The organism is Geodermatophilus marinus (assembly GCF_003428645.1).
Classification (GTDB): domain Bacteria; phylum Actinomycetota; class Actinomycetes; order Mycobacteriales; family Geodermatophilaceae; genus Geodermatophilus.
In genome coordinates this window covers 149,827-167,238 of sequence record NZ_QVQH01000009.1, presented here as the reverse complement: position 1 = coordinate 167,238, position 17,412 = coordinate 149,827, and the positions used below count along the sequence as shown (strand labels likewise).

General features: G+C 76.1%; 16 protein-coding genes. 9 read left to right on the top strand and 7 right to left on the bottom strand.

Annotated features, from left to right (window positions below):
* Window positions 1-49 precede the first annotated feature (49 nt).
* Both D0Z06_RS12640 and ppk2 read right to left on the bottom strand, forming a co-directional pair.
* Complete coding sequence (locus D0Z06_RS12640) at window positions 50-880, bottom strand: IclR family transcriptional regulator (protein ID WP_117377778.1); 831 nt, start codon at window positions 878-880, stop codon at window positions 50-52.
* Window positions 881-985: 105 nt separating this feature from the next.
* Complete coding sequence (gene ppk2, locus D0Z06_RS12635) at window positions 986-1,918, bottom strand: polyphosphate kinase 2 (protein WP_117377777.1); 933 nt, start codon at window positions 1,916-1,918, stop codon at window positions 986-988.
* 71 nt (window positions 1,919-1,989) lie between these two features.
* Between ppk2 and D0Z06_RS12630 the strand changes: the two genes are divergently transcribed.
* Window positions 1,990-4,971, top strand: a complete 2,982-nt coding sequence (locus D0Z06_RS12630; protein ID WP_233517640.1) for a sacsin N-terminal ATP-binding-like domain-containing protein — start codon at window positions 1,990-1,992, stop codon at window positions 4,969-4,971.
* Window positions 4,972-5,004: 33 nt separating this feature from the next.
* Here the strand turns inward: D0Z06_RS12630 and D0Z06_RS12625 are convergent, their stop codons facing one another.
* Both D0Z06_RS12625 and D0Z06_RS12620 read right to left on the bottom strand, forming a co-directional pair.
* On the bottom strand, window positions 5,005-5,307 hold the full coding sequence (locus tag D0Z06_RS12625) for a hypothetical protein (protein ID WP_117377775.1): 303 nt from the start codon (window positions 5,305-5,307) through the stop codon (window positions 5,005-5,007).
* Window positions 5,308-5,534: 227 nt separating this feature from the next.
* Complete coding sequence (locus D0Z06_RS12620; protein ID WP_147332043.1) at window positions 5,535-5,825, bottom strand: hypothetical protein; 291 nt, start codon at window positions 5,823-5,825, stop codon at window positions 5,535-5,537.
* Between the two features lie 216 nt (window positions 5,826-6,041).
* Here D0Z06_RS12620 and D0Z06_RS12615 point away from each other — a divergent pair, with 216 nt between their 5' ends.
* The 6 genes from D0Z06_RS12615 to D0Z06_RS12590 all read left to right on the top strand — a co-directional run bounded on the left by D0Z06_RS12615 (window position 6,042) and on the right by D0Z06_RS12590 (window position 11,759).
* Window positions 6,042-6,410, top strand: coding sequence for an STAS domain-containing protein (locus D0Z06_RS12615; RefSeq protein ID WP_117377773.1), 369 nt, complete (start codon window positions 6,042-6,044; stop codon window positions 6,408-6,410).
* Between the two features lie 278 nt (window positions 6,411-6,688).
* Window positions 6,689-7,480: an ABC transporter ATP-binding protein gene (locus D0Z06_RS12610; RefSeq protein WP_117377821.1), complete on the top strand. Its 792-nt coding sequence runs from the start codon at window positions 6,689-6,691 to the stop codon at window positions 7,478-7,480.
* Window positions 7,477-8,397, top strand: coding sequence for an ABC transporter ATP-binding protein (locus D0Z06_RS12605; protein ID WP_117377772.1), 921 nt, complete (start codon window positions 7,477-7,479; stop codon window positions 8,395-8,397). The genes D0Z06_RS12610 and D0Z06_RS12605 overlap by 4 nt, the downstream gene beginning before the upstream one ends.
* Window positions 8,394-9,284: a branched-chain amino acid ABC transporter permease gene (locus tag D0Z06_RS12600; protein ID WP_117377771.1), complete on the top strand. Its 891-nt coding sequence runs from the start codon at window positions 8,394-8,396 to the stop codon at window positions 9,282-9,284. The genes D0Z06_RS12605 and D0Z06_RS12600 overlap by 4 nt, the downstream gene beginning before the upstream one ends.
* Window positions 9,277-10,509, top strand: a complete 1,233-nt coding sequence (locus D0Z06_RS12595; protein ID WP_117377770.1) for a branched-chain amino acid ABC transporter permease — start codon at window positions 9,277-9,279, stop codon at window positions 10,507-10,509. Before D0Z06_RS12600 ends, D0Z06_RS12595 begins: the two co-directional genes overlap by 8 nt.
* Window positions 10,506-11,759, top strand: a complete 1,254-nt coding sequence (locus D0Z06_RS12590; protein ID WP_117377769.1) for an ABC transporter substrate-binding protein — start codon at window positions 10,506-10,508, stop codon at window positions 11,757-11,759. The genes D0Z06_RS12595 and D0Z06_RS12590 overlap by 4 nt, the downstream gene beginning before the upstream one ends.
* 105 nt (window positions 11,760-11,864) lie before the next feature.
* Here the strand turns inward: D0Z06_RS12590 and D0Z06_RS12585 are convergent, their stop codons facing one another.
* Window positions 11,865-13,019 carry an MFS transporter gene (locus D0Z06_RS12585; protein WP_199522284.1) on the bottom strand — a complete coding sequence of 385 codons (1,155 nt, stop codon included), beginning with the start codon at window positions 13,017-13,019 and terminating at the stop codon, window positions 11,865-11,867.
* 122 nt (window positions 13,020-13,141) lie between these two features.
* On the opposite strand from D0Z06_RS12585, the gene D0Z06_RS12580 reads away from it, so the two are divergent.
* Together D0Z06_RS12580 and fabG are read left to right on the top strand one after the other, a co-directional pair.
* A complete protein-coding gene (locus tag D0Z06_RS12580; protein ID WP_117377767.1) occupies window positions 13,142-14,359 on the top strand; it encodes an acetyl-CoA C-acetyltransferase in 1,218 nt (405 codons plus the stop codon).
* Window positions 14,356-15,129 (top strand): 3-oxoacyl-ACP reductase FabG, encoded by a 774-nt coding sequence (gene fabG, locus D0Z06_RS12575; protein ID WP_117377766.1) that lies wholly within the window; start codon window positions 14,356-14,358, stop codon window positions 15,127-15,129. The genes D0Z06_RS12580 and fabG overlap by 4 nt, the downstream gene beginning before the upstream one ends.
* A gap of 107 nt (window positions 15,130-15,236) precedes the next feature.
* Here fabG and D0Z06_RS12570 read toward each other — a convergent pair whose 3' ends face one another.
* Window positions 15,237-16,598: a DUF2254 domain-containing protein gene (locus D0Z06_RS12570; protein WP_117377765.1), complete on the bottom strand. Its 1,362-nt coding sequence runs from the start codon at window positions 16,596-16,598 to the stop codon at window positions 15,237-15,239.
* Window positions 16,595-17,386 (bottom strand): DUF1206 domain-containing protein, encoded by a 792-nt coding sequence (locus D0Z06_RS12565; protein WP_233517639.1) that lies wholly within the window; start codon window positions 17,384-17,386, stop codon window positions 16,595-16,597. The genes D0Z06_RS12570 and D0Z06_RS12565 overlap by 4 nt, the downstream gene beginning before the upstream one ends.
* Window positions 17,387-17,412 lie beyond the last annotated feature (26 nt).

The window sequence follows — 17,412 nt, the reverse complement described above, 5'->3', positions numbered from 1 at the left end:
CCGCTGGACGGACCAGGTATCCGAGAAGGTTTCGCAGAGTCGAATCCCCTCAGCCGCCTTCCTGCAGCCGGCGGTGCACCAGGTCGGCGCCGCGCAGGAGTACGGGCGCGAGGGCCTCGATGCCCGCCACGTCCCGCACCCGGCTGATCGGCGCCGCGATCCCCAGCGCGGCGCGGGGGTGGCCGAGCGGGGTGCGCAGCGCGACGCCCACCGCGCACATGCCGTCGGCGCTCTCCTCCCAGTTGACCGCGTAGCCGCGGGTGCGCACCCGGGCCAGCTCCGCGCGCAGGGTGCCGAGGTCGCCGATGGCGGCCGCCGTGGCGGCCGGGGGGAGCCGGCCGGCCGGGTAGAGACGGGCCAGCTCCTCCTCCGGGAGCGCGGCGAGCACGGCCTTCCCGACGGCGGTCGCGTGCGCCGGGCGGACGACGCCCACCCGGTTGCCGACGCGCACCGAGCGGGTGCTCTCCACGCCGTCGACGAAGCGGATCGTGGGCCCCTCCAGCACCGCCAGGCTCGCCGTCTCCTGCGTCTCCTCGCGCAGCTGCTCGAGCACGGGCCGGGCCAGCCGCCGGACGTCGACGCGGCCGGCCACCGCCAGGCCGACCTCGTAGAGGGCCGGCCCGGGCCGGTAGGCGCCGTTGGGCCGGTCCTGGACGACGAAGCCGCGCCGGCGGAGGGCGGTGAGCAGCCGGTGCGCGGTGGAGCGGGCCACCCCCAGCAGGTCGGCGGCCTCGGCCACGCGCAGCGCCTGGCGCTCCCCGACCAGCTGGAGGAGCCGGAGGGCGTTGTCCACCGAGGTCGCCGACGCCGGGGCGGGTCCCGGTGCCGACCCGGCCGGCGGCTCCGCGTCGGGGGGCGCGCCGGGGCCCGCGTTCGACATGGCGGAACCGTAGCCCCCGCCACCTGTGGCGGGCGGAACGCCGCCCCAGTCGGGCCGGACGCCGCCTCGGGGGGCCGGACGCCGCCCCGGGGGGCGGACGCTGCCTCAGCCGGCCGGGAGCAGGTCCTCGCGCTCCAGCGCCGCCCGGTCGGACTCCAGCACGTCGGCGGCGGCCACCACGACGAGCGGGTCGGGTCGGCCGACCACGGACTCGTCCTTGTCGTCGTAGGGCATCCGGCACAGCACGTGGCGCAGCGCCTCCAGCCGGGCCCGCTTCTTGTCGTTGCTCTTGATCACCGTCCAGGGCGCCCACTCGGTGTCCGTGGCGGCGAACATCGCCTCCTTGGCCGCGGTGTAGTCGTCCCACCTGTCGAGCGAGGCCAGGTCGGTGGGGGAGAGCTTCCACTGCCGGACCGGGTCGATGTGGCGCACGATGAACCGCGTCCGCTGCTCCCGGCGGGACACCGAGAACCAGAACTTGACCAGCCGGATGCCGCTGTCGACCAGCATCCGCTCGAACTCCGGCGCCTGCCGCATGAACTGCTCGTACTGCTCGTGGGTGGCGTAGCCCATCACCCGCTCCACGCCGGCGCGGTTGTACCAGGAGCGGTCGAACAGGACGATCTCCCCGGCCGCCGGCAGGTGCCCGACGTAGCGCTGGAAGTACCACTGGGTCTGCTCGCGCTCGGAGGGCTTGTCCAGTGCCACCACCCGGAGGCCGCGCGGGTTGAGGTGCTCGGTGAAGCGCTTGATCGTGCCGCCCTTGCCCGCGGCGTCCCGGCCCTCGAACAGGACGACGAGCCGCTCGCCGTTCTCCTTCACCCAGTACTGCAGGCGGAGCAGCTGGATCTGCAGCCGCCGCTTCTCGATCTCGTACTCGCGGCGGTGCAGCCGCTCGTCGTAGGGGTAGCCCTCCTTCCAGGTGTCGACCCGCTGCCCGTCCGGGCCGAACAGCTCCCGGTCGTCGTCCCAGTCCTCGTCGGAGTTCTCGTCCGGGAGCGCGTTGAGCCGGTACCTGGAGACGTCGATCTCGCTCACGGCGCACCCGGTACCCGCGGGGCCGGGTGTTCCACGCGCCCGAACGGCGCGTCCTTGGGATGCTGTCGCGCGTGCCCGACCCCTTCGACACCGCCGGGCTGCGCCGCCGGGCGCTGGCCGCCTGGGCCGACTCGCCGGCCCGGTTCCGCGAGGACGCCAACGCCGAGGAGGACCTCGTGCGCGGCGGCTACCGGGACCGGCTGCTGGTCGAGCTGGCGCAGAACGCCGCGGACGCGGCCGCGCAGGCGGGGCAGCCCGGGCGGCTGCGCCTGGAGCTGGCCGGTGACGGGGCGGGCGGGGAGCTGCTGCGGGCGGCCAACACCGGGGCCCCGCTGGACGCCGGCGGCGTCGCGGGCCTGGCGACGCTGCGGGCGTCGGCCAAGCGTGACGGAGCGGGCACCGTCGGCCGCTTCGGTGTCGGGTTCGCCGCCGTCCTGGCGGTCACCGACGCCCCGGTCGTGCACTCCACGACCGGCGGGGTGGCCTTCAGCGCCGCGCGCACCCGCCAGGAGGTCGCCGCGGTGCCCGCGCTGGCCGGCGAGCTCGCCCGGCGCGAGGGCGCGGTACCGGTGCTGCGGCTGCCCTGGCCGGCGGCGGGCTCCCCGCCGGAGGGGTTCGCCACCGAGGTGGTGCTGCCGCTGCGGGCCGGCTCGCGCGCCGCGGTCCGCGCCGCGCTCGGGGAGCTGACCGCCGAGCTGCTGCTGGCCCTGCCGGGGCTGGCGGCGGTCGAGGTCGTCGTCGACGGGGTGGTGCGCACCCTGGCGGCCCGGGAGCGGGGTGACGCGGTCGACCTCACCGACGACGGGCGGACGAGCACCTGGCGGTGCGCCCGGCGCTCCGGCGAGCTGCCGGCCGCGCTGCTGGCCGACCGTCCGGTGGAGGAGCGGGCGCGCCGCGGCTTCGCGGTGACCTGGGCGGTGCCGCTGGACGACGACGGCCGGCCGGCGCCGCTCCCGCTGCCCCAGCAGGTGCACGCCCCCACGCCCAGCGACGAGCCGCTCACCCTCCCCGCCCGCCTGGTGGCACCCTTCCCGCTCGGTCCCGACCGTCGGCACGTGCTGCCCGGCCCGGTCACCGACGCCCTGGTCGCCGAGGCCGCCGACGGCTACGCCGCGCTCGTCGCCGGGCTCGGCCCGGACCCCGCCGTCCTCGCCCTCGTCCCCCGGGTCGGGCTGGCCGGTGCCCCGCTCGACGCGGCCCTCGGGACGGCGGTGCTCGACCGGCTGCGGTCCACGGCGTGGCTGCCGGTGGCCGGGCACCCCGGCGCGCGCCAGGCGCCCGGGCGCGCCGCCGCCCTCGCCGAGCCGAGCCCCGAGCGGGTGGCCGCGCTCGTCGACGCGGTCCCGGGGCTGCTGCCGGCCGGCTGGTCGGGCCGCGGCGACGCCCCGGCGCTGGCCGCGCTGGGGGTGCGCCGGGTCGGCACCGCCGAGGTGGTGGAGGCGGTCCGCGGCCTGGCCCGCCCGCCCGCCTGGTGGGCCGCGCTCTACGCCGCGCTGGACGGCGCCGACCGGGAGGAGCTGGCCGCCCTGCCGGTGCCCCTGGCCGACGGCCGCACGGCGCACGGGCCGGCCGGGGTGCTGCTGCCCGACCCGGGCCTCCCGGTCGACCGGCTGGCGCCGCTCGGCCTGCGGCTGGCCGAGCCCGGGGCGGTCGCCCCCGCGGCGGCCCGCCGGCTGCTCGAGCGCCTGGGTGCCCGGCCGGCGACCGCGGCCGGGGTGCTCGCCGACCCCGCGGTCCGCGCGGCCGTGGCGGCGTCCCTGGACGCCGTCGACGACGCCGCGGCCGACCCGGGGGCCCTCGCCGGCGCGGTGCTCGCGCTGGTCGCCGCGGCCGGCACCGAGCCCGGCGAGCTGCCCTGGCTGGCCGACCTGGCGCTCCCGGACGCCGAGGGCGGGTGGGCGCCGGCCGGCGAGCTCGTGCTGCCGGGCTCGCCCCTCGGCGCCGTCCTCGCCCCGGGGGCGCTCGGGACGCTGGACACCGGCTCCCCGCTGGTGGGCGACCCCGCCGTGCTGCGCGCCGTCGGCGTGCTCGACGGCTTCGCCCTGGTCACCGCCGAGGACCCGGACGACCTCGACGTCGACGGCGCCGGGGAGTGGGCGGACGCGGTGCTCGACCGGCTGCCGCCGGACGCCCCGCCGCCGGTGTGGCCGGTGCTCACCGCGGTCCGCGACCTGGACCTCGTCGCCGACTGGCGCGGTGCGCCGGCGCTGCTGGCCGGGCTGCCGGCCGCGGCGTGGGCGGACGTCGACGTGGGGGGCGTCCGGGTGCCGGGGTACCTGCGCTGGTGGCTGCTGACCCACCCGGTCCTCGACGGGCGGCGCCCCGGCCGGCTGCGCCACCCCGCGGCGCGGGAGCTGCAGGGGCTGTACGACGTGGCGCGGGCCGGGGACCGGCTGCTGGACCTGCTCCGCCCGCCGGCCTCGGTGGCCGACGTGCTCGCCGACGTCGAGGGCGCCCTCGACCTGCTCGACCGGCTCGGCGACCCGCGCCGCACCGTGCGCCCCGAGGTGCTGGCGGGCGTGTACGCCCGGCTGGCCGCCGCGCTGGACGGGGTGGACGTCGACCCGCCGGAGCGGGTCCGGGTGGCGCCGGCCCGGGTGGTGCCGGCCGACGACGCGGTGGTGCTGGACGTGCCGTGGCTGCACCCGTTGGTCGACCGGCCCCTCGTCCCGGCGGGCGGCGCCCCGGCCGCGGTCGCCGACCTCCTGGACCTGCCGCCGGCCTCCGAGGTCGTCCGGGCGGAGGTGGAGAGCACCCCGGTGCGGCGGCAGCCGTGGGCGGAGCTGCCGGGTGCGGCGCTGGCCGCGGCGCGGCTCGGCACCGACCTGCCCGCGGGGGAGGTCGCGGTGCACGCGCCGCTGCGGGCCGGCGGCCGGCCGGTCGGCTGGTGGCCGGGGGACGGTGTCGACCACGTCGACGGCACCCCCGGCGCCCTGGGGCGGGCGCTGGCCTGGCGGGCCGGGGCGTGGGGACGCCGGCAGGCCCTGGCCGAGGCCTTCGCCGAGCCCGGCCGTTCCGACGAACTGGCCGCCGAGGACGCCGTCTGCCCGTGAGCCGACGGCGCCTCCCCCGGGGGGCGGGCCGGCCTACTGCCAGCGCGGGGCGGCCAGCGCACCGGGTGCGTGGCCGTGCGGCGAGGGCCGGCCGCTCCCGCGCCCCGGCCGGCCGCCGGACCCGCGGCCCCCGCCCGCCCGGCGGGCGCGGTGCAGCGACAGCCACTGCTCGGCGGTGAGGGATCCCGCGCGGGCCGCCGGGACCGAGCGGGCGAGGCGGTCGAAGGCGGCCACCTCGGCCTCGGGGAGGGTCGCGCGGGCGGCGGCGGCCGCGTCGGGGACGGGGCCGCCCGGGGAGCGGCCGGGACGGGGCGGACGGGACGCGCGACGTGGCATGCCGGCCTCCTGAGGAGCGCAGGGCTGCGCGACGGCAGCCGGAGGGCAGGGGCGCCCGGGCACCGGGCGGGGAGGGGACGGCGGGGAGCAGGGCTCGACCCGCGGCGCGACGCGGTGGCGTGCTCAGGAGCGCATGGCAGGACCGTAGGGACCCCGCGCCGTCCACGTCGACCGGATTTCCGGCCGTTGCCCCGGGGCCGCTCCGGCCGTCGCCCCGGCGGTGTCGGCTACCCGCCCGTCGGCCCGCTCCTGCGCCGCTGGTGGGCCTCCCACCGGGCGCGGTCCCGCTCGCGGGCCCCCCGGCTCCGCTCGCGCTGCGCGGCGCGGCGGCGGGCACGGGAGAGCTCGCGCTCCTCGAAGGAGGAGTGCCGGTCCCAGTCCCGGGCGAGCAGGGCCACCACCCAGGTGCACAGGCCGGTGATCGCGAGGAACGCGGCGAGGATCGGGTCGAGGAGGAGGAACGCCAGCGCCGAGCCGAGCGCCCAGGCGACGCCGCCGACCACGAGTCCTCGCTGCACGCGTCCAGTATCCGTCGCGGGCTCGGGGCGTGTGACGACTGGGTTGCAGGTGGGCCGGGGGTCCGCTGGGGCCCTTGCGGGCAGGGGGGCTGAGTCCCTACCGTCGCAGTCAGCGGTTCAACAGGTCAGCCGTGCACCACTGCCGGACTCCGCGCCGCGCCCCGGTACCGCCGGGGTTCTCCGTTCGGGTTCGCGCTCTCCGCTGAGAGGCGTTCCGTGACCGTGACCTCCTCCATCCCCGGCGACGACCTGGTGTCGGTCGCCGTCTCCGGGAACGACACCGCCCTGCACCTGACCGTCGCCGGCGAGGTGGACTCCTCGACGGCCCCCGCCCTGCGCGCCGCGCTCGACGAGGCGCTGGACCGGGCTCCCCGCCAGGTCGTCGTCGACCTCGACGCGGTGAGCTTCCTCGACTCCGCCGGCCTCTGCGTCCTGGCCTCCGCCCACCGGCGCGCGACCGAGCGGGGGCTGCAGCTCCGGGTCCTCGCGTCCGGCAGCGCCGTCATCCGGCCGCTGCAGATCACCGGGCTGTGGGACCTCCTGTCCGTCGAGCGCGTCGACCCGGGGACGGGCAGCGCCGCCTGACCCCGTCCACCCCCACCCGGCCCCGTCACCGCAGGTGACGGGGCCGGTCCGCGTCCCGGGCCGGCCGGCGGGGCCGTCCCCGGTCCGGCCGGGGCAGCGACCCGGCCCACCGAGACCTCGGCGTCTCACCCGGACGGGTGGCAGGTCTCCATAACCTGCTGGTCACAACCGGGCCGGGCGTTGCCCCAGAGCGCGGATCGCCCTCTACAGTCACCGCTCATGTGTTCTGGCTCACAATCCGTTGCCACGTGCAACCAGTGCGGGTGGGTGGCTGCTCCGTGCTGAGGATCGACTCCCTGCGGGTGACCTACGGCGGTGCCGTCCAGGCGGTCCGGGGCGTGACCATGGAGGTCCCCGACGGCAAGGTGGTCGCCGTCCTCGGGAGCAACGGCGCGGGCAAGTCCACGCTGCTGCGCACCATCTCCGGGACGCTCTCGCTGCACCGGGGGCGGGTCGAGGAGGGCACCGTGCGCCTCGACGACGTCGACCTGGTGCGCCGCGACCCCGGGAAGATCGTCCGCCTCGGCGTGGTCCAGGTGCCCGAGGGGCGGCGCATCTTCAGCCGCCTGAGCGTCGAGGAGAACCTCCGGGCCGGCGGGCTGAGCAGCCGGGACAAGGCCGCGAAGGCCAAGGCGCTGCAGCGGGTGCACGACCTGTTCCCGGTGCTCAAGGAGCGCGGCTCCCAGCGCGGCGGGCTGCTCTCCGGTGGCGAGCAGCAGATGCTGGCGATCGGCCGGGCGCTCATGACCAGCCCGAAGCTGCTGCTGCTCGACGAGCCCTCCCTCGGTCTGGCGCCCCGCATCATCGGGCAGATCGGCGAGGTCATCGCCGAGATCAACCGGCAGGGGACCTCGGTGCTGCTCGTCGAGCAGAACGCCACGATGGCCCTCGGCGTCGCCGACCTGGCCTACGTGCTCGACGTCGGGGAGGTGTCGCTGTCCGGGGACGCCCGCGAGCTGTCCCAGACCGACGAGGTGCAGCGCCTGTACCTGGGCCACGGGAGCGAGACGCCGCAGGAGGAGCGCCTGACCACCGGGCCCCGCAAGACCCTCTCGCGGTGGACGGCATGACCGCCGAGGTGCACCAGGACCAGGTGCGCAGCGACGTCCCGCCGCTCGAGGTCCGCGACGTCACCGTCCGGTTCGGCGCCATCCAGGCGCTCTCCGGGGTCTCGTTCGGCGTCGCGCCCGGCACCATCCACGCCATCATCGGCCCGAACGGGGCGGGCAAGTCGACGATGTTCAACGTCCTCTCCGGGGTCTATAAGGCCTCGGAGGGCGAGGTCCGCTTCGGCGAGCACCGGCTCGACACGATGCGGCCCTACAAGATCGCCGGGATCGGGGTGGCCCGGGCGTTCCAGAACATCGCCCTGTCACCCACCCAGAGCGTGGCCGAGAACCTCATGCTCGGCCGGCACCACCTGACCAAGGCCGGCTTCGTCGCCGCCGGGCTGCGGCTGCCCCGCGCGACGCGGGAGGGCCGCCGGCACGGCGAGCGGGTGGCCGAGATCGCCGACTTCCTCGAGCTCGGGCCCAAGCTGCACACCCCGGTCGGGGTGCTCTCCTACGGCGACCAGAAGCGGGTCGAGGTGGCCCGCGCGCTGTGCACCGAGCCGCGGCTGCTGCTGCTCGACGAGCCGGTGGCCGGCATGAACGCCGAGGAGACCGACCGGATGGCCGAGGCGATCCGGGAGATCCGCTCGGCGCTCGGGATCTCGATCATCCTCGTCGAGCACGACATGGGCATGGTCATGTCGCTGGCCGACCGGGTCACGGTGCTCGACTTCGGCCGCCGCATCGCCGACGGCACCCCCGCCGAGGTCCAGGCCGACCCCGAGGTGATCCGCGCCTACCTCGGTTCCGGCGAGGACGAGACGCCGGCCGGGTCCTTCACCGCCCACCACGGGGCCCCCGGTGGTCCCGCCCCCGGCTCGAGCTCCGGGGCCACCGCCACCCACCCCTCCGACACGCCCGGGACGCCCTCGTGACCCAGTTCCTCTCCCTGCTCGTCAACGGCATCTCGCTCGGGACGATCTACGCGCTCATCGCGCTCGGCTTCGTGATCATCTTCAAGGCCAGCGAGGTGGTGAACTTCGCCCACGGGTCGCTGCTGCTGCTGGGCGCCTACACCATCGCGGTGACCGCGGACGACCTCGGCTTCGTCGGCGCCGCCCTGCTCGGGATCGTGGTGACCGCGGTCGCCGCGCTGATCATCGAGCGGCTGATCATCAACCAGCTGCGCGGTGCCCCGGTGATCAGCCTGGCGATCGTCACCATCGGCGTCGACATCATCATCCTCACCGACCTGATCCGCCGGATCGGCTCCGACATCCTCAACGTGCCGCACCCGTGGGCGGGTGACTTCATCCGCGCCGGCGGTGTCGGCATCAGCGTCAACCGGGGCGTGGCCATGCTGGTCGCCGCCGTCCTCATCGGCTTGTTCTTCCTGGCCTTCAAGTACTCGAGCTGGGGCGTGGCGATGCGCGCCTCCGCCGAGGACGGCGAGACGGCCGCGCTCATGGGCATCCGCCAGGGGCAGGTCTCCGCGCTGGCCTGGGTCGTGGCCGGCGCGCTGGCCGCCGTGGCGGCGCTGTTCCTCGTCGGGTCACCCACCCCGGGGGTCAGCCCGGCGGTGTACACCGTGGCGCTGGCGGCGTTCCCGGCGGCCATCCTCGGCGGCCTGGACTCCACCGGCGGCGCTCTCGTCGGCGGGCTGCTCATCGGCGTCGCCGAGACGATGGCCGCCGGCTACCAGGACGAGATGCTGTTCCTCGGGCGCGGTTTCGGCAGCGTCGTCCCGTACATCGTCATGCTGCTGGTCCTCCTCGTGCGCCCGTCCGGCCTCTTCGGCACGAAGGAGCTGACCCGTGTCTGAGCAGACCCTCGCGCCCGGGGCCACCCGCGAACCGGCCGGGTCCGCGGCGGGCCGCCCGGGCCGCACCTGGCAGTCCTTCGTCAAGCCGGTGCTGATCGGCGTCGTGCTGCTCTTCCTGCTGGTGTTCCCGCTGTACTTCGACGCCTTCTGGCTGCGCACCGGCTTCGCCGTCGCCGGCGCCATCGTCGGCGCCATCGGGCTGAACCTGCTGGTGGGCAACACCGGGCAGCTGTCGCTCGCGCACGGGTTCTTCCTCGCCGTCGGGGCCGTCAGCTACACGTACCTCTCGGGCACGGAGGGCGGCTTCGGCGACACCACCGTCTCCGGCCTCGGGTGGCCACCGATCGTCGGCATGGTCCTGGCGGTCCTCATCACCGGCCTCGCGGGCCTGATCTTCAGCCCGATCGCCGGCCGGCTGCGCGGCATCTACCTCGGTGTCGCCTCGCTCGGGCTGGTGTTCATCGGACAGCACGTCCTGAACAGCTGGACGTCGGTGACCGGTGGCTTCAACGGGCGCTCGGTCCCGGACTTCACCCTCTTCGGCTTCAGCTTCGGCAGCGCCGACCCGGAGTTCTCCGTCCTCGGCGTGCCGTACCGGGAGGCCGAGCGGCTCTGGTACCTGGGGCTGGTCCTCGCCCTCGGCGCCTTCGTGGTGGCCCGCAACATCCTGCGCAGCCGCCCGGGCCGGGCGCTGGAGACGCTGCGGGACAGCGAGGTCGCCGCCTCGGTCATGGGCGTCAACGTCCAGGCGTACAAGGCGCGGGCGTTCCTCGTGAGCTCCATGTACGCCGGCCTCTCCGGGGTGATGTACGCGCTGAGCATCGGCAGCATCGCGCCCGAGTCCTTCGGCCTGTTCGTCTCGATCCAGTACCTGGCGATGATCGTGCTCGGCGGGCTGGGCTCGGTCGGCGGCGCGGCGCTCGGCGCGATCTTCGTCGCCGGGCTGCCGCTGGTCTTCCAGCGCTACGCCGACATCCTCCCGCTGGTCGGCGGGGCCGGCGGCGGCCTCGCCGCCGGCGAGGCCGCCCGCTACCTCTACGGCCTGGCGATCATCCTCGTCATCATGTTCGAGCCCGCCGGCCTGGCCGGGTTCGCCCAGCGCTTCCGCCGACGTCGACACCGACCCGGCGGCAAGACGACCCGACCACCCCTCGACCGGTCCAGCACGTCTGGCCAGAGCACCAACGTGTCCGAACGCCCAGCCCAAGGGAGCGACCCAGCATGACGCGACGTAGAGCACTCCGCACCGCCACCGCCCTGACCGCCCTCGCGGTGGTCGCCACCGGCTGCGGCACGCGAGCCGAGGACGACGGGGGCGGTGGCGGCGGGGGTGAGGCCGGCGACGTCGCCACCGACGTCGGCGTCGAGGGCAACACCATCACCCTCGGCGTGCTCACCGACCTCACGGGCGTGTTCGCCGCGCTGGGCAACGACATCACCCAGGCCAACCGGCTGTTCTGGGAGGACAACCAGGTCTGCGACACCTACGACGTCCAGCTGGAGGTCCAGGACACCGGCTACGTCCCGCAGAACGGCGTGCAGCTCTACGCCGGCATGCAGGACAGCGTCCTTGCCATGCAGCAGACGATCGGCTCGCCGATCAACACCGCCCTGGCCCCGGAGTACGAGGCCGACCAGATCGTCAACTTCCCCTCCGCCTGGTCGGAGACGCTGACGCTGATCCCGGGCACCGGGGTCCTCGGCGCCACCTACGACGTCGAGATCGCCAACGGCTACCAGTACCTGTTCGACCAGGGCCTGCTCGCCGACGGCGACACGGTCGGCCACATCTACTTCGAGGGCGAGTACGGCGCCAACGGGTTGGAGGGCAGCCAGGCGGTCGCCGAGGCGCGCGGTCTGAACCTCATCGAGGCACAGATCACCACGCAGGAGCAGGACATGAGCGCCATCGTCAGCCAGTTCAACGCGGCCGGCGTCAACGCCATCGTCCTCACCGTGGCGCCGGCCCAGACGGCGTCGGTGGCGGTGGCCGCCCAGTCCCAGGGCCTCAACGTGCCGATCCTGGGCAACAACCCGGTGTTCGCGCCCGGCCTGATGGACGGCCCGGCCGCGCAGCCGCTGCAGGACAACCTGTACGTCGCGGCGCCGTTCGCGGCCTGGGACGCCCACCCCGACCTGCTGGCCCGGTTCCAGGAGAGCAACCCGGACATCGCCAACCCCAGCCAGGGCGTGATCTACGGGTACGGCATGGGTGAGGTCATGAAGCAGGTGCTCGACACGGCCTGCGAGAACGGCGACCTGACCCGCGAGGGCGTGTACCAGGCCTTCAGCGAGCTCGAGGAGGTCGACACCGGCGGCCTGCTCGTCGACATCCGCGGGTTCGAGGAGGGCCAGTCGCCCAGCCTGGAGAGCTTCATCCTCCGGCCGTCCGCCGACGTGCCCGGCGCCGCCGTCGTCGCCCAGGAGTCCTTCCAGGGTGAGCTGGCCGAGGACCTCGCCTCCGAGGCCGACTGAAAGAGGACCTCGTCCCACCCCGCGACACGCTCCGCGCGCCGCGGGTCCCGGGGACGAGGCCGTGACGGCGCCCCCTCCCACCCGGGAGGGGGCGCCGTCCGCGTCCTACAGGCCCCGGCGGCGGGCCACCGGGACCAGCCGCACGGCGAGGGCGGCGGTGAGGACGGCGGCCGCCTCGAGCGGGACGGCGGGGGACGTCGCCCGCGCCGCGATCGCCATGAGGAACGGCACGGCGAACCCCAGGTACGCGCAGGCGAGGAAGACCGAGGTCAGCTCGCCGCGCCGGGTCGGCGCCGCCAGCCGCCCGACGGCGGTGAGCCCGGCCGCCAGGCAGAGCCCACCGCCGGAGCCGAGCAGGGGAGCGGCGGCCAGCAGCCACGGCCAGGCGCCGGTGGCCACGAACAGCGCGGCCGCGCCGAAGCCCACGGCCCCCAGGGCGGCGCCGGTGACCGCCGTCCACGCGCCCAGCCGGCCCTGCAGGCCGGCGACGAGCGTCCCGGCCCCGAGGGTGATCCCGGCGAGCACGCCGGTGACCGCGACCCCGCCGGCCGGCAGCTCCCCGAGCAGCGGCACCGCGGAGATCACCGAGGAGGGGAAGGCGTAGACGCACACCGCGACCGGCGCCACGACCGTGAGCGCCAGGACGGCGCTGCCGGGGGGCAGGAGCGGCGCCGGTGGTGCGTCCGGCACCCGGCTGCGCCGCGGGGCGGCGGGCACCGTCTCGGGCAGCCGCACGGCCACGGCCAGGGCGACCCCCACCAGTGCGGCGTGCAGCAGGTAGGGCAGCACGGTCGGGGCGGGGCCGAACTCGCCGAGCAGCCCGCTGGTGAGCGGGCCGAGCGAGAAGCCGGCCGTCATCGCGACCGCCGCCCGGCGCCCGCCCGCGCCGTCCCCGGCCGACAGGGACAGCTCGCCGACCCAGGCGCTGCCGACGCTGAAGACCACGCCGCTGACCACGCCCTGCGCGAAGCGGGCGGCGAAGAGCAAGCCCAGCGAGTCGCCGGCGAGGGCGAAGGCCAGCGACGCCAGCCCGGCGAGCGCCACCCCGGGGATCGCCACCCGGCGCCGGCCCAGCCGGTCCGACAGCGGGCCGGCGAGGAAGAGGGCGGGGACCAGGCCGGCCGCGTAGCACCCGAACAGCGCGGTCAGCACCTCGGCGGACAGCCCCAGGCGCTCCTGGTAGACCAGGAGCAGCGGGGTCGGCACGTTGGTGCCGGCGGCGACCGCGAACAGGGTGAACACCGCTCTCCGCCAGGCCACGGGGGGACCTTAGGGACTCCGCGGCCCGCGCGCCCGCTCCCGGGGGGAGGGTGCCGCCGCGCGCCGTGCCGCCGCGGGGCACACTCGCCCTGTTCGTCGTGGACTACAGGAGGAGGATCCCCGTGCGAGATGCGGTCATCTGCGAGCCCCTGCGGACCCCGGTGGGGGGCTTCGGGGGGTCCCTGCGGGACGTGCCGGTCCAGGACCTCGCGTCCACGGTGATCCGGGCGCTCATGGAGCGCACCGGCCTGCCGCCGGAGTCGGTGGACGACGTCCTGCTCGGGCACTGCTACCCCACGATGGAGGCCCCCGCGCTGGGCCGGGTCGCCGCCCTCGACGCCGGCCTGCCGGTGACCGCCTCCGGGCTGCAGGTCGACCGGCGCTGCGGCTCCGGCCTGCAGGCGGTGCTCTACGCGGCCATGCAGGTGAGCTCCGGCGCCTCCGAGCTGGTCCTCGCCGGGGGCGCGGAGTCGATGAGCAACGCGCCGTTCTACACGCACGCCATGCGCTGGGGGGTCAAGGCCGGGCCCGGCGTACTGCTGCAGGACGGCCTGGCCCGCGGCCGGGTCACCGCCGGCGGGCAGCACCACCCGGTCCCGGGCGGGATGCTGGAGACCGCCGAGAACCTGCGCCGCGAGTACCGCATCCCTCGGGAGGAGCAGGACGAGTACGCCGTCCGCAGTCACCAGCGGGCCGCCGCGGCCACCGACGAGGGGCGCTTCGCCGACGAGATCGTGCCGGTGACCGTGACGTCCCGGAAGGGTGAGACGGTCGTCGACCGCGACGAGCACATCCGCCCCGACTCGACGGTGGAGACCCTCGCCAAGCTCCGGCCGATCATGGGCAGGGACGACGCCGAGGCCACCGTCACCGCGGGCAACGCCTCCGGCCAGAACGACGGCGCCGCCGTCTGCGTGGTCACCTCCCCCGAGCGGGCCGCCGAGCTGGGGCTGCGCCCGCTGGTGCGGCTGGTGTCCTGGGGCATCGGCGGCGTGCCGCCGCGCACCATGGGCATCGGCCCGGTGCCGGCCACGGCCAAGGCCCTCGACCAGGCCGGGGTCGCGCTCGAGGACGTCGACCTCATCGAGCTCAACGAGGCCTTCGCGTCGCAGGTCCTCGCAGTGACCCGCGAGTGGGGCTTCACCCCCGGCGACTTCGACCGGATGAACGTCAACGGCTCGGGCATCTCCCTCGGCCACCCGGTGGGCGCCACCGGCGGGCGGATCCTGGCCACGCTGGCCCGCGAGATGGTCCGGCGCGACGCCCGCTACGGGCTGGAGACGATGTGCATCGGCGGCGGGCAGGGCCTGGCCGCGCTGTTCGAGCGGGTGGGCGCGTGAGCGAGGCCGTCGCGGGCGGCCCGCAGCGCGTCGCCGTCGTCACCGGCGCCGCCCGGGGCATCGGCGCGGCCACCGCCCGGCGGCTGGCCGCCGACGGCTTCGCGGTCGCGGTGCTCGACCTGCGCGAGGAGGACACCGCCGGCACCGTGGCCGGGATCGAGCAGGCCGGCGGGCGGGCGCTCGGCGTGGGCGCCGACGTCGGTGACGCCGACCAGGTGAGCGCCGCGGTCGCACGGATCGCCGCCGAGCTCGGGCCGCCGCTCGTGCTGGTCAACAACGCCGGCGTCACCCGGGACAACCTGCTGTTCCGCATGACCGACGCCGACTGGGACCTCGTCATGCACGTGCACCTGCGCGGGTCGTTCCTCATGACCCGGGCCGTGCAGGCGCACATGGTCGAGGCGCACTGGGGGCGCGTGGTCACCCTGTCGAGCACCTCGGCGCTGGGCAACCGCGGCCAGGCCAACTACGCCACGGCGAAGGCCGGGCTGCAGGGGTTCACCAAGACCCTCGCCGTCGAGCTCGGGAAGTACGGGGTCACCGCCAACGCCGTGGCGCCGGGTTTCATCGTCACCGAGATGACCCGGGCCACCGCCGCGCGGCTCGGCCGGGACTGGGACGAGTACGTCGCCGAGCGGGCCGCGGGGATCCCGGTCGCCCGCGCCGGGCAGCCCGAGGACATCGCGCACACCGTCTCGTTCCTGGTGAGCGAGGGGGCCGGGTTCGTCTCCGGGCAGGTGCTCTACGTCGCGGGCGGCCCGCGCGGCTAGCGGACGGGGCTGAGCGGAGTGGATCCGTCGGCGTGGCCCCCTGCAGGGGGCCCGCCGCGAGCGTGCGAGTGGTGGGGAGCAGGGGGTCCTTCCGGGATCCACTCCGCTCAGCGCCCCAACAGGGGCTCCCACCGGCCGGCCAGGGCGGCGTCCACCGCACCGGCCCACCGCCGCACGTCCGCGGCGGTGCGGCCGGTGGGCGGGTCGGCCGCGCACTGCCCGGCGAGGGCGTCGCGCTGGGTGAGCACGGCGGCGCGCTGCCGCGGCGTCCGCGCCCGCCAGGCCACCTCGGCCAGCAGGGCGAAGAGCCGGGCGACGACGGTGGGGTCCTCGCTGCCGTAGAGGCGGGGCTGGGTGAGGGCGAGGTCCATCAACGCGGGGAAGTCCCACGAGGCGATCTGCAGCCGCTCCCGGCCGGTCTCGTCGCTGACCCGGCGGTGCCGGGTGTCGCGCGCGGTGGCCTGCCCGAGCAGGGCGGAGACGTGCGACAGCGCGTGCACCGCGGTCGTCGGGTCGTTGATGCCCGGGGACAGCGCCCGCGCCGCGATGTCGACCAGCTTGCGCAGCCCGTAGCTGGGGTCGCCGAGGTCGTAGCGCTCGTACGCGAGGGTGAGATGGCGCCCCAGGGCGGCCTCGAGGTCCTCGACGGGCACCTCGGTGCCCGGGGCGTCGGTCCAGGCCCAGCCCACCGGCGTGCCCTCGATGACCGGGTCGCCGGGGCGGACCGCCAGCTGCAGCGAGGCGCCGGAGCCGGCCAGCGCCTCCAGCAGCGGCGCCTCGGCGAGCTGCACGTAGAAGCCGCTGTGCCGGGCGCAGACCGGGCGGGCGCGCTCGGGCACCGGCGGGAGGTCCTCGTCGGGCTGGTCGTCCTCGTCGAGCTCGCGGTCGATGCGCCGCACCGTGGGCGAGGCCTCGGCGTGCACGTCGCGCATCATCGTCTCGACCCGCAGCTGCCGGGTCTGGTGGCTGAGGAACGTCACCAGCGCGGCGACGGAGGCGAGCGCGAGGACGAAGGCGACGGTCACCGAGATGCGGGGGACGAACGACGAGCCCTGCGCCTCGTCCGCCGAGCGCACGGTGCGCAGCACCGCGAGGGCGTAGACGAAGGTGCCCAGCAGCACGCCCAGGCAGATCTGCACGACGCGGTCGCGGACGAAGGTCTGCAGCAGCCGGGGGGAGTACTGGCTGCTGGCCAGCTGCAGGGTGACGATGGTGAGCGAGAACAGGAGCGTGGTCACCGAGATCAGCGACGAGGCGATCGCCGAGAGGACCGTTCGCGCCGCCGACGGCCCGCCGGTGAACACGAACTGCGCCGGGTTGTCCCCGAACGCCAGGGCCTGGTCCAGCTCGGTCAGGCCGATGCCCAGGCCCACCGCCGCCGTGACGGCCATGGTGGGGATCGGCCACAGCGACCCGGTCACCGTGGCGCGGACCGCCTGCCAGCGGCTGCCGCGGGTCCGCCGGGTCACGAGGACGGGTCCCGGTCGGGGTAGCGGGCGCGGGCCAGGGCGTAGACCCCGTACGCGGCGAAACCGGCCGCGACCGCCGTCAGCAGCCACGGCCCGGCGCCGGCCGAGCCGATGGTGGTCAGGGCGCCGTCCAGGCCGGTCGCGGTCGACACGTCCTCGGTGACGGCCGCCTGGAACAGCAGCACCCCGACGAGGCCGAAGGCGATGCCCTTCGCGACGTGGCCGACCCGGCCGAGGCCCTCGATGAGCGGCTCCCAGCGGTCCGGTGCGGCGGGCAGGTCGATGTCCCGCATGAAGCCGCCGGTGAGGCCGCGGACCAGCGTGTAGGCCCCGACGCCCACCACCGCGACGGCGACCGCCCCCACCATGGCCGCGCCGCCGGGGACCTCCAGGGTCTCGTCGGTGAGGTGCTGCAGGCGCTCGTCGGCCTGGTAGGTGACGCCCACGGCGAACAGCAGCGCGGTGGCCCCGAGGACGGCGTACACGGCCGCCTTGGCCAGGCACTTGGCGCAGACGAAGCAGGTGCGCGCGCGGTGGTCGGCGTCGAGCAGGCCGCGCCACCACAGCAGCACCTCGCCGGCCTGCCACACTGCCAGGGCGAGCATGCCCAGCCCCACGACCCACAGCAGGACCGGGCCGGCCGGGGCCCCGTGCAGCGCCTTGAGCGCCCCGGTCTGGTCGGCGTCGGCGGCGGGCACGCCCCAGGCCAGCTGCAGCGCCAGGTAGGCGATGAGGAAGTGCATGAGGCCGTAGGCGACCAGCCCGGCCCGCGCGACGTGCTCGAGCACCGGGTGGTCGGTGACCTCGCGGGCGT

What these genes read in the sequence shown, in the direction of transcription:
- D0Z06_RS12590 (WP_117377769.1), top strand. Translation starts at nt 10,506, where the DNA reads ATGACGCGACGTAGAGCACTCCGCACCGCCACCGCCCTGACCGCCCTC.
- D0Z06_RS12605 (WP_117377772.1), top strand. Translation starts at nt 7,477, where the DNA reads ATGACCGCCGAGGTGCACCAGGACCAGGTGCGCAGCGACGTCCCGCCG.
- D0Z06_RS12640 (WP_117377778.1), bottom strand. Translation starts at nt 880, where the DNA reads ATGTCGAACGCGGGCCCCGGCGCGCCCCCCGACGCGGAGCCGCCGGCC.
- D0Z06_RS12625 (WP_117377775.1), bottom strand. Translation starts at nt 5,307, where the DNA reads ATGCCACGTCGCGCGTCCCGTCCGCCCCGTCCCGGCCGCTCCCCGGGC.